This is a genomic window from Clostridium sp. YIM B02500 (assembly GCF_022324665.1).
GTDB lineage: Bacteria > Bacillota > Clostridia > Clostridiales > Clostridiaceae > Clostridium > Clostridium beijerinckii.
In genome coordinates this window covers 1-1,200 of the sequence record NZ_JAKGTE010000083.1, presented here as the reverse complement: position 1 = coordinate 1,200, position 1,200 = coordinate 1, and the positions used below count along the sequence as shown (strand labels likewise).

General features: G+C 31.4%; 2 protein-coding genes. Both read right to left on the bottom strand.

Going from position 1 to position 1,200, the window contains the following annotated elements; all coding sequences use genetic code 11:
• Positions 1-27: 27 nt before the first annotated feature.
• Positions 28-603, bottom strand: coding sequence for a transposase (locus tag L1S46_RS26205; RefSeq protein ID WP_238901442.1), 576 nt, complete (start codon positions 601-603; stop codon positions 28-30).
• A complete protein-coding gene (locus tag L1S46_RS26200) occupies positions 566-1,108 on the bottom strand; it encodes a winged helix-turn-helix domain-containing protein (RefSeq protein ID WP_238901440.1) in 543 nt (180 codons plus the stop codon). The genes L1S46_RS26205 and L1S46_RS26200 overlap by 38 nt, the downstream gene beginning before the upstream one ends.
• Between the last annotated feature and the right edge of the window lie 92 nt (positions 1,109-1,200).

The following is a 1,200-nucleotide window of genomic DNA, read 5'->3' as shown; positions in this document are numbered from 1 at the left end:
TATAGATATCCAATTCAAGAATTAAACTTATGAATAGTAATTTCTAGCATAAACTAATGATTTAACCATGTTAAAATCTTCATTTAAATGAATATATATTGAATTTACTGATTCAAAAAGCTCATCAATAGATATAAAAGCACTAGTACTAAAAATACAATTTTTCAACTTATTCCAGATATTTTCTTGTGGGTTTAGAACCGGAGAATATCTAGGAGTATTTATTAAAAACAATTCTTCGCTATGCGCGTCAGCGAAGTCTTGTATTATTCTAGAGGTATGAAATTTAGCATTATCCAGTAAAACATATACCTTTTTACCGACATGTATTTTAAGCAGTCTTTCAAGAAAAACTTCAACTTCGTGTGATTTAATCGAATGTTTAGCTGGATAAGCATCCATAATAGTATCAAAGTTCTTGGAGATTTCTGTTGCACCTATTATATTGATTCCCTCGTGAGAGTTGTTACTTTCTAAAATAGGGGATACGCCAATTTGACTCCAAGATCTGCGAATATCAGACTCTGTTCTAAGTCCGGTTTCGTCTAAAGAATATAGAACATAATCAGAAGAATTTTCTACAGTAGAGAGAAGGCATCGCATTTTTTTTAAAGACTTCTTGTTCGACCTTATCAGCTTTAGTTGGCTTGCGTTGCGCTCGTTTATAGCTCAAATTACTTCTTTTTAGTAACACTCGTATATATTCAACTGAATATTTTATTCCATAATTCTGATATATATATGTCGCTAAAAGAGGGCAAGTCCATACATTACCGATGAATCCAAAATCATTTGGATGCGTATTTAGAACAGTATTTACTAAATCATCCTTCATTTCAGCTGTAAAAGTTCCTCCGGTCAAAGCACCACGGCCATCTTTAAGTGCCTTAAGACCGACGGAATTCCAGCTTCTTATATAATGAATAACTGTTGATTTAGTTTTTAATAAAAACTTTGATATTTCAATAGTACTATTTCCTTCATATCTCATGATTACAGCTGTTAACACGTTACGAGCAAATTCGTCTTTAGATGAATTTCTCATTTTCTTAAGATTTTCAACCGTCCAATTATATAACGATGTTACTTCAATACCTTTTCTACCCATAGCTATTTCTCCTTACAAAAATTAACTAGTACTAGTTTGTGTAAAAATAGCTATGCTATGCATAAGTGTATTTCTAAGTTTGGATATCTATA